At 70.8% G+C, this 9,322-nt stretch carries 9 protein-coding genes and 1 pseudogene; 3 read left to right on the top strand and 7 right to left on the bottom strand.

The genetic code is table 11. The features are described from left to right. Positions 1 to 584, top strand: a 584-nt coding sequence (locus tag ACRDP3_RS02360) for a glycine betaine ABC transporter substrate-binding protein (protein ID WP_431515112.1), incomplete at its 5' end; no start/stop codon positions are given. Positions 585 to 689: 105 nt separating this feature from the next. Here ACRDP3_RS02360 and ACRDP3_RS02365 read toward each other — a convergent pair. The 4 genes from ACRDP3_RS02365 to ACRDP3_RS02380 all read right to left on the bottom strand — a co-directional run bounded on the left by ACRDP3_RS02365 (position 690) and on the right by ACRDP3_RS02380 (position 3,573). Further along, positions 690 to 1,412 carry an isocitrate lyase/PEP mutase family protein gene (locus ACRDP3_RS02365; RefSeq protein WP_431515113.1) on the bottom strand — a complete coding sequence of 241 codons (723 nt, stop codon included), beginning with the start codon at positions 1,410 to 1,412 and terminating at the stop codon, positions 690 to 692. Then, on the bottom strand, positions 1,409 to 1,906 hold the full coding sequence (locus ACRDP3_RS02370) for a carboxymuconolactone decarboxylase family protein (RefSeq protein ID WP_431515114.1): 498 nt from the start codon (positions 1,904 to 1,906) through the stop codon (positions 1,409 to 1,411). The genes ACRDP3_RS02365 and ACRDP3_RS02370 overlap by 4 nt, the downstream gene beginning before the upstream one ends. 102 nt (positions 1,907 to 2,008) lie before the next feature. Next, entirely contained in the window at positions 2,009 to 3,268 is a 1,260-nt protein-coding gene (locus ACRDP3_RS02375) for a metallophosphoesterase (protein WP_431515115.1), read from the bottom strand. A 20-nt stretch (positions 3,269 to 3,288) separates the two neighbouring features. Next, positions 3,289 to 3,573, bottom strand: a complete 285-nt coding sequence (locus tag ACRDP3_RS02380) for an SCO4848 family membrane protein (RefSeq protein ID WP_431515116.1) — start codon at positions 3,571 to 3,573, stop codon at positions 3,289 to 3,291. 111 nt (positions 3,574 to 3,684) lie between these two features. Between ACRDP3_RS02380 and ACRDP3_RS02385 the strand changes: the two genes are divergently transcribed. Further along, positions 3,685 to 5,055, top strand: a complete 1,371-nt coding sequence (locus tag ACRDP3_RS02385) for a D-alanyl-D-alanine carboxypeptidase family protein (RefSeq protein WP_431515117.1) — start codon at positions 3,685 to 3,687, stop codon at positions 5,053 to 5,055. 139 nt (positions 5,056 to 5,194) lie between these two features. Here the strand turns inward: ACRDP3_RS02385 and ACRDP3_RS02390 are convergent. The 3 genes and pseudogenes from ACRDP3_RS02390 to trpS form a co-directional block, all read right to left on the bottom strand. Further along, positions 5,195 to 5,974 (bottom strand): annotated as a pseudogene (locus ACRDP3_RS02390) (YihY/virulence factor BrkB family protein); the annotation flags it as partial. 74 nt (positions 5,975 to 6,048) lie between these two features. Beyond that, positions 6,049 to 6,687: a 2'-5' RNA ligase family protein gene (locus tag ACRDP3_RS02395; RefSeq protein ID WP_431515118.1), complete on the bottom strand. Its 639-nt coding sequence runs from the start codon at positions 6,685 to 6,687 to the stop codon at positions 6,049 to 6,051. Between the two features lie 99 nt (positions 6,688 to 6,786). Then, positions 6,787 to 7,800 carry a tryptophan--tRNA ligase gene (gene trpS, locus ACRDP3_RS02400; protein ID WP_431515119.1) on the bottom strand — a complete coding sequence of 338 codons (1,014 nt, stop codon included), beginning with the start codon at positions 7,798 to 7,800 and terminating at the stop codon, positions 6,787 to 6,789. 270 nt (positions 7,801 to 8,070) lie between these two features. Between trpS and rocD the strand changes: the two genes are divergently transcribed. Continuing rightward, complete coding sequence (gene rocD / locus ACRDP3_RS02405) at positions 8,071 to 9,276, top strand: ornithine--oxo-acid transaminase (RefSeq protein WP_431515120.1); 1,206 nt, start codon at positions 8,071 to 8,073, stop codon at positions 9,274 to 9,276. Positions 9,277 to 9,322 lie beyond the last annotated feature (46 nt).

A 9,322-nucleotide genomic window follows, 5' to 3' on the forward strand; every position in this document is an offset into this window, starting at 1 on the left:
GGTTCGTGCCGAAGTACTACGCGGACAAGCACCCCGACATCAAGAACTGGAAGAACCTCAACAAGTACGCCAAGGACTTCAAGACGGCCGAGAGTGGCGACAAGGGTCACTTCATCGGTGCGGCCCCGTCGTACTCGCAGCACGACAAGGGCCTGATCAAGAACCTCAAGCTCGACTTCAAGCACATCCCGAGCGGCGCCGAGGCGGCCCAGCTCAAGGAGATCCAGCGGCTCTACAACGACAAGAAGCCGTTCCTCACCTACTGGTGGGAGCCGCAGTGGATGAACAACAAGATCGACATGACCGAGATCAAGCTGCCGAAGCACACTCCGGGCTGTGAGACGCCGGAGTCCGACGCGAAGTGCGGCTACGAGACCAACCAGCTGGAGAAGTTCCTCAACGCGGACTTCGCGAAGAGCGACAGCGACGCCGCGAAGTTCATCAAGAACTTCAAGTGGACCACCAAGGACCAGAACGAGGTCGCGGGTGACATCGCCGGCAAGAAGATGAAGCCGGAGGACGCGGCCGACAAGTGGATCAAGGCGAACAAGTCCACCTGGGAGAAGTGGATCCCGAAGAAGTAAGCCCCGGCGGCGAGCGGTGACAGGGGGCCGGACACGTGATGTCCCGGCCCCCCGTCGCGCCGGCTCCCCGCCCCGGCCACCGCGGAGGCACACCGCGCCATTCGGCTACCGCGAGCTACGCAGTTCGCGGGCCATCTCGCGGACCCCCTCCGTCGCCCGGGCCGCCAGGCCGCCGCCGAAGGTGACGCGCGTGGCGCCCGCCGCGCCGAGTTCGCGCGGTGCCGGGCCGCCCGTGGGTGAGAAGGCGTTGACCGGGACCCTCAACTCCCTTGCCAGCACGCCGATGTCCTCCAGCGGCGCCCCGAACGGGTAGACGCACTCGGCGCCCGCCTCGGCGTACCGCCGCCCGCGCTCCAGCGCGTCGGCGAGCGGGTCGGCGGCGCCGCGCAGATAGCTGTCGACGCGCGCGTTGAGGAACAGCCGCCCACCCGCGGCCGCGTGCACCGCGGCCAGGAAGTCCGCCTGCTCCCGCGGGTCGGCCAGGGCGCCGTCGGCGGAGTCCTCCAGGTTGCAGCCGACGGCACCGGTCGCCAGGAGCCGCTCCACGATCTCCTTCGGCGCCAGCCCGTAGCCGCGCTCGATGTCCGCCGTGACGGGCACCTCCACCGCCCGTACGATCCGGGCCACCGCCGCGAACATCTCGTCGGCCGGTGTGTCACCGTCCGCGTACCCGAGCGAGGCCGAGACGCCGTGGCTGGGCGTGGCCAGCGCGTCGAAGCCGGCCTCGGCGAAGACCCGGGCGCTTGCGGCGTCCCACGGCCCGGGCAGCACGAGGGGGTCGCCTGGGGCGCGGCCGTGGTGCAGCGCCCGGAAGGTCTCGACGCTCACGCCGCACCGCCCGCCTCGACGGCGAGGCTCGCCGGTACGGCCCGTGTGGTCACCTGGAAGCGGTTCCAGGCGTTGATCGCCACGATCTGGGCGATCAGCCGGGCGAGTTCGGCCTCCTCGAAGTGCTTGGCCGCCCGCTCGTACACCTCGTCCGGCACGAACCCGTCGGTCAGCACGGTCATCGCCTCGGTCAACGCCAGGGCGGCCTGCTCCCGCTCGGAGTACAGGTCCGGAGATTCCTCCCAGGCGGGCAACAGATCGATGCGCAGCTGCTTCTCACCCTGCTCGCGGGCGTCCGTGGTGTGCATGTCGAGGCAGAACGCGCACCGGTTGAGCTGCGAGGCCCGGATCTTGACCAGCTCGCTCACCACCGGGTCCAGGCCGTCGGCCGCCGCGGCCTGGAAGGCGGCCATGCCCTTGTAGATCTCGGGAGCGGCCCGCCAGAGATTCATCCTGGGCTGCGGGCCGGCTCCGTGCGTGTGTGTCGTCGTCATGCCGGTGACCCTATGGCGCGGCACCGACACCCGCCCTCGCTGCTTCGGCCGCGATCGAGAGGTCCGGCGGCGCGAGCAGGCTCGGTGAGGGCGAGAGCCCACTCAGGCCTGTCTGGAGGCCAGCCGCACGATCGTGACGTCCGACTCGGCGCCCACCCGCACCGGCGGGCCCCACGCACCGGCGCCGCGGGTGACGTAGAGCTGGGTGTCGCCGTACCGCTCCAGACCCGCGACGGTGGGGTTGGCGAGGGCGGCGAGGTACTCGGCGGGCCACATCTGGCCGCCGTGGGTGTGTCCGGACAGCTGGAGGTCCACGCCGTGGTCGACCGCCTTGTGGATCTGTACGGGCTGGTGGGCGAGCAGGACCGAGGCGCGGGAGGTGTCCCGGTCGCCGAGCGCCTTGGCGAAGTCGGGGGCCTCGCCGACGCTTTCGCCCTGTACGTCGTTGACCCCGGCCAGATCGAAGCCGGGCAGCTCGCGGCGGGCGTTCTCCAGCGGGTGTACGCCCAGTTCGCGGACGTGGTCGACCCACTCCTCGGCATCGCCGAAGTACTCGTGGTTGCCGGTGACGAAGAACGAACCGTCCCGCGCGCGTAGTTCGCGCAGCGGCTCGGCGGCGGGGGCGAGGTCGGCCACGGTGCCGTCCACCAAGTCGCCGACGATCGCGATGAGATCGGGCTGCGCGCTGTTGATCGTCCTGACGATGCGCTCGGCGTGCGAGCGCCCGAGGACCGCGCCGAGATGGATGTCGCTGACGACGGCGATGCGGTAACCGTGCGCCGAGCGCGGCAACTTGGCGAGCGGCACGGTGACGCGCTTGAGGGTGGGCCCGTTCAGCACGCTGTAGGCGCCGGCCGCGACGGTTCCGCCGGCGGCGAGGGCCGCGCCGGCCGCGACCGTACGGGCCACGAACAGCCGCCGCGAGGCGGTACGCGCGCCGGGTGCCTCACCGGCCGCGGCTTCTGACTCGGTCTCGGTCTCGGGCTCCGGCTCAGGCTCTGCGGTCCCCGCGGACGCGTCGTCCACCCGGCGCTCCGGCGCCCGGCGCGACAGCGCCCACCGCAGCAGCGGCCGCACCGCCTCGCCCACCAGCAGCGCCAGCAGCAGATACAGCAGCAGCGCCAGCCACAGATAGCCGGGCCAGGCGAGCACCCGCTGCACGGGGAAGGGTGCGCCGGCGCGGGTGGTGATCATGGTGGCGACCACCGTCCCCGGCAGCGCGAAGACCAGCACCTTGCCCGTACGCCGCCAGCCGCCGCCCTTCGCGGAGACGTCCCGCACCAGCCGCCGCCACAGATACCAGTGCGCGCCGGCCAGCAGGCACAGCACTCCCAGCGCGACGATTACGAAGACCACCACCACGACAACCGACCCCTGCTCGTCTACTCGCCGTGCGTGGACCGGAGAGCTCTCAGCCCCCGGAAGCCGATGACGCCGATCGCCGTGCCCAGCACGAAGGAGGCGACGGCGAGCAGGAGATGGACCCAGAAGTAGGCCGTCGGGTCGCCCGCGTCGTCGAAGGCGAGCCCGCTGCCGTCATTCCAGAGATTCTTCACGAAGGTGATCCAGATGAACCAGGACCAGATCCCGAAGCCGAGCAGGAACCAGGAGACGGGACGGCTGAGCGTAAGGGCTCGTGGGGAGCGCACTCCGGAGGACTGGTGCATGGTCCCAAGTATGGCTATCGGGCTAAGGAGGTCGCCGGGAGGGGCTACATGGCGCCATACCCGGCGGGACGCGAGGTCCACAGGTGTTCGAGTGCCATGTAACTTCGCTCTGTGCCGACTTCCTCGCCTTTCGCCCGACGGGTGCCCGCCGCCGTCGCCTTCGCCCTGACCGCCGCGCTCCTGGGGCCCGCAGCCGCGGCGACCGCCGCGGACAAGGATCCGGAGCCGCCCGACCGGATGTCCACCATCGGCGGTGACCGGCTCGGTTCCCCCGGGACGCACATGCGGGCCAAGCCCGGCGCGGAGCCGCCCAAGCTGCCCAAGGGCGTCAGCGCCAGGTCCTGGATGGTTTCGGACGCGGAGTCCGGTGAGGTGCTGGCCGCGCGCAACCCGCACTGGAAGCTCCCGCCGGCCAGCACGCTGAAGATGCTCTTCGCCGACACGGTGCTGCCGAAGTTCCCCAAGACGCGGTCGTACAAGGTGAAGCCCGAGGACCTGCGGGGGATGGGCGAGGGAAGCAGCCTGGTCGGGGTGAAGGAGGATCAGACCTACACCGTGCAGGACCTGTGGCGCGGCGTCTTCCTGCGCTCCGGCAACGACGCGGTGCACGTGCTCTCCGCGATGAACGGCGGCACGCCCGAGACGGTGCGGGACATGAACGCGCGGGCGAAGGAGCTGCGCGCCGAGGACACCCACGTGGTCAGCCCGGACGGCTACGACGAGAAGGACCAGGTCTCCTCGGCGTACGACCTGAGCCTGATCGCCCGCTCCGGCATGCAGAACCCCGACTTCCGCGAGTACGCGGCTACGGCCCGCGCGAAGTTCCCCGGCGAGAAGAAGAAGGGGGAGAAGAAGCGGGGCTCATACGAGATTCAGAACACCAACCGGCTGCTGACCGGAGACATCGGCCTCGAGCCGTACCGGGGCATCGCCGGGGTCAAGAACGGCTCGACGTCGAAGGCCGGGGCCACCTTCACCGGGGTCGCGCAGCGCGGTGACCGCGTGCTGCTGGTGACCTGCATGCATCCGGACGACGAGGCCGGGGGCCTAGAGGTCTACAAGGAGACCGCCAAGCTCCTCGACTGGGGCTTCGCGGCGGCGGACAAGGTCGAGCCGGTGGGAGAGCTGGTGGCACCGGTCTCCGGGCCGGGTTCGTCGGGGAAGTCCGGCGACGCGGCGGGGCGGGCGAAGGACGCCCGGCAGGCCGGCGGCACCGCCGGACCGGACGGTGCCCGGAACGAAGACGGTTCGGGCGGTGTCGGGATCGCCCTCGGCGTCACGGGCGGTTGTCTGGTGGTGCTGGCGGCGGTGGCCTACGCGGTGCATCGCCGCTGGCCGATGCCGGATCTGACGATGCTGGTCCGCCGCCAGTCGGGGGAGAGCCCGGGTCCGGACGCGGACTCGGACCCGGCCCCGGCCCCGGACTCGGACGCGGACTCGGATCCCGATCCGGACCCGGTGGCGGTGCGGAAGAGCGACTGACGCTCGCCCGTTCGGACTCCACCGGCTCCGGCGCGCCGCTGCCGAGCGCGTCGATCTCCTCGATCGACTTCTCGGTCCGCTGCGTCGCCGTCCAGGCGGCGCAGATCAGCATCAGCTTCGTCATGAAGCTGATCCACAGCAGCAGAGCGATCGGCGTACCGAACGCCCCGTACAGACTCTTGGTGGCGACCCCTCGCAGATAGCCGCCCATCAGCAGCTTGAGCACCTCGAAGCCGACCGCGCCCATCAGGCACGCGGGCACGGTCGCGCGGGTGGGCGGCCGTACGCCGGTCAGCACCGTCAGTACGTACCACAGCAGCGCGAAGTCGGCGGCCACGGCAGCCGCGTACCCGGCGGCACTGAGCAGCAGCGTCCCGACTCCGCCCTCGCGGAGTCCCAGTTGACCGGCCATCCAGCCGACGGCGCTGACCGCGAAGGCGGAGCCGCTCAGCGACACCAGCCCGACCAGGCCGAGCCCGAGCAGGGTGCCCAGGTCCTTCAGCTTGAGCAGGACCGGGTTGCCGGGGGCCTCCTCCAGGTCCCACACCGAGCGCAGGCTCTCCCGCAGCGTCCCCGCCCAGTTGACCCCGGTGACCACCAGCAGCAGGCCGGCGATGAGTCCGATGGTGCCGGCGTTCTCGGCCAGCGACCGCAGGTCCAGCTGCTCGGAGATGCCCGGCACCTGGCGGCTGATCGTGTCCTGCACCTCCCGCATCCGGGCCGGGGAGAGCAGCGCGGCGCTGATGGCGGCGCCGACTGCGAGCATCGGGAAGAGGGCGATGAAGCTGGTGAAGGTGACGGCCGCGGCGAGCCGGCTCCACTTGCGTTCGTCCAGGTGCAGGTAGACCCGCCAGACGCGGGTACGGAAGAACCACGCCGCCGCGGGCCCGATCAGCGGCAGCCTCTTGATCCAGTCCATGATCGCCGGTTACCCCGTCTGCGGCCCTTCACCCCGGGCGGGCGGCAGCGGCCGTACGCCGGACGGGTGCCGGGTCAGCCCAGCGGGGCGAAGGTGCCGCCCCCGCCCCCGCATGCGGGGGACGGGCGGGAGACCTGGCGGGGAAGCCCCGACATCGCGGGTGCCGTGCCGCCGCCGTCGTCGTCGTTGCCCGAGCCGAAGGTGAACTTCCGCTGGAGCCGCCAGACGAGGTCGGGGCCCTGCTCGTACAGCGCGAAGCCGGTGGCCGTCCAGGATGCCTCGAAGTCGGCCAGCTCCTCGTGCGCCCGGTCCATCGACTCCTCCGCGATGTCGTGCGCGACGGTGACGTGCGGGTGGTACGGAAAGACCAGTTCCCGCGCCACCGGGCCCTCCGGCGCCCGCACCCGCTCCTGCAGCCGTGAGCACGCCTCGGCGCCCTCGACCAGTTGCACGAAGACCACCGGGGACAGCGGGCGGAAGGTGTCGGTACCCGACAGGCGCAGCGTGAAATCCCGCCCGGCCGCCGCCACCCGCGTCAGGTGCTCCTCGATCTCCGGCCGGTCGTCCGGATCGGCCTCCGTCGGCGGCAGCAGCGTGATGTGGGTGGGAATGCCGTGGGCCGCCGGGTCGCCGAAGCTCGCACGCCGCTGCTGGAGCAGGCTGCCGTGCGGCTCGGGGACGGCGATGGATACGCCGAGCGTGACGGTCCCCACCTCGTTCTCCCTCCTGCGCTGTGGCCGTTTCCGTTGTCCTGTTGCCGGTGTCCTGGTGCCGTTGTCTGTGAACGCGTCCTGTGAACGAGAGCTGCCGGATCAGTGCTTGGCGGGCAGCAGGCCCACCTTGTCGTAGGCCTGGGCGAGTGTCTCCGCGGCCACGGTCCGTGCCTTCTCGGCGCCCTTGGCCAGTATCGAGTCCAGCGTCTCCGGGTCGTCCAGATACTCCCGCGTACGGTCGCGGAACGGGGCGGCCCAGTCACCGACGATCTCCGCGAGGTCGGTCTTGAGCGCACCGTAACCCTTGCCCGCGTACTTCTGCTCCAGATCCGCGATCCGGGAGTCCGTGAGCGTGGCGTACACCGTGAGCAGGTTGCTGATGCCGGGCTTGTGCTCCTGGTCGAAGCGGATCTCGCTGCCGGTGTCGGTCACGGCGCTCTTGATCTTCTTCGCGGACGCCTTCGGCTCGTCCAGCAGGTCGATGACGCCCTTCGGCGACGACGCGGACTTGCTCATCTTGACCGTCGGGTCCTGGAGGTCGTAGATCTTCGCCGTCTCGCGCAGGATGTAGGGCTCCGGGACGGTGAAGGTCTTGCCGTACCGGCCGTTGAACCGCTCCGCGAGATTCCGGGTCAGCTCGATGTGCTGGCGCTGGTCCTCGCCGACCGGGACCTGGTTGGCCTGGTAGATCAGGATGTCCGCGACCTGCAGGATCGGGTAGGTGAAGAGCCCGACCGACGTCGCGTCCGTGCCCTGCCTGGCGGACTTGTCCTTGAACTGCGTCATCCGGGACGCCTCGCCGAAGCCCGTCAGGCACTCCATCAGCCAGCTCAGCTGGGTGTGCTCGGGTACGTGGCTCTGCACGAAGACCGTGCAGCGGTCCGGGTCGAGACCGGCGGCCAGCAGCTGGGCCGCGGCGAGCCGGGTGTTGTCCCGCAGCTGACGCGGGTCCTGCGGGAGGGTCATCGCGTGCAGGTCGACGACCATGTAGAACGCGTCGTGGCTCTCCTGCAGCGCCACCCACTGGCGCACGGCACCCAGGTAGTTGCCGATGTGGAACGAGCCGGAGGTCGGCTGGATCCCGGAGAGCACACGCGGACGGTCATTGGCCATGTGCTCATTGTCTCAGGTCCCGGGCGGGCGCCGTGCACTGTTCGGAGGTGACCTCGGGCACCGTGGAGATCGCCGGGCGAGCGGTCCGCGCCGGCCCCGCGTCGCCCCTTACGCCGGCACCGCGCGTACGGCCGTGCGCAGGATCGGCTGCAAAGTTTCTTCGCATACCGGTGGGTGGACGATAGAAAGAGGCACCGCGTGTCGTCGGCACGGGACAACGTGCTCGGGTACGTACGGCGCGGGACCACACGAGACGAACGGAGACCCCGGATGTCCACCTCGGAAGAGCTGATCGCCGCCGCGGAAGCGCGCAGCGCCCACAACTACCACCCCCTGCCCGTCGTCATCGCCTCGGCGGAGGGCGCCTGGATGACGGACACCGGCGGGCGGCGCTATCTCGACCTGCTCGCCGGCTACTCGGCGCTCAATTTCGGGCACCGCAACCAGCGGCTCATCGACGCGGCCAAGGCCCAGCTCGACCGGGTGACCCTGACCTCCCGCGCCTTCCACCACGACCGGTTCGGCGACTTCTGCGAGCAGCTCGCGGAGCTGTGCGGCATGGAGATGGTGCTGCCGATGAACACCGGCGCGGAAGCCGTGGAGACGGCGGTCAAGACGGCCCGCAAGTGGGGCTACCGGAGCAAGGGCGTGCCCGACGGGCAAGCCAAGATCGTGGTCGCCGAGAACAACTTCCACGGGCGTACGACGACCGTGGTGTCCTTCTCCACCGACGAGGAGGCCCGCGCGGACTTCGGCCCGTACACGCCGGGCTTCGAGATCGTCCCCTACGGCGATCTCGCGGCGATGGAGGCCGCGGTGGATGAGAACACCGTGGCGGTGCTGCTGGAGCCCATCCAGGGCGAGGCGGGCGTACTGGTGCCGCCGCCCGGCTACCTGGCGGGCGTACGCGAGCTGACCCGGGCGCGGAACGTCCTCTTCATCGCGGACGAGATCCAGTCGGGGCTGGGGCGTACGGGCGCGACCTTCGCCTGCGAGGACGAGGGCGTGCTCCCCGACATGTACGTACTGGGCAAGGCGCTCGGTGGTGGCGTCGTACCGGTCTCCGCGGTGGTCTCCTCGCGTGCCGTGCTGGGCGTCTACCGGCCCGGCGAGCACGGCTCCACCTTCGGCGGCAACCCGCTCGCCTGCGCGGTGGCGCTCGAGGTCGTCGCGATGCTGCGCACCGGCGAGTACCAGCAGCGGGCCAAGGAGCTGGGCGAACACCTGCACCAGGAGCTGGGAAAGCTCGTGGGCAAGGGGGCCGTGCGCGCGGTGCGCGGACGCGGGCTGTGGGCGGGCGTGGACATCGACCCGGCGCACGGCACGGGCCGTGAGCTCTCCGAGAAGCTGATGGAGCGCGGCGTCCTGGTCAAGGACACCCACGGCTCGACGATCCGCATCGCACCGCCGCTGGTCGTGACGAAGGAGGACCTCGACTGGGGCCTGGAGCAGCTGGCCGCCGTCCTCGGCGGCTGAGGCGGCTGGACCGGCGGCCGCCCCGCCGTCCGGCGTTGAGCCGGAC

The organism is Streptomyces sp., from assembly GCF_050698815.1.
GTDB lineage: Bacteria > Actinomycetota > Actinomycetes > Streptomycetales > Streptomycetaceae > Streptomyces.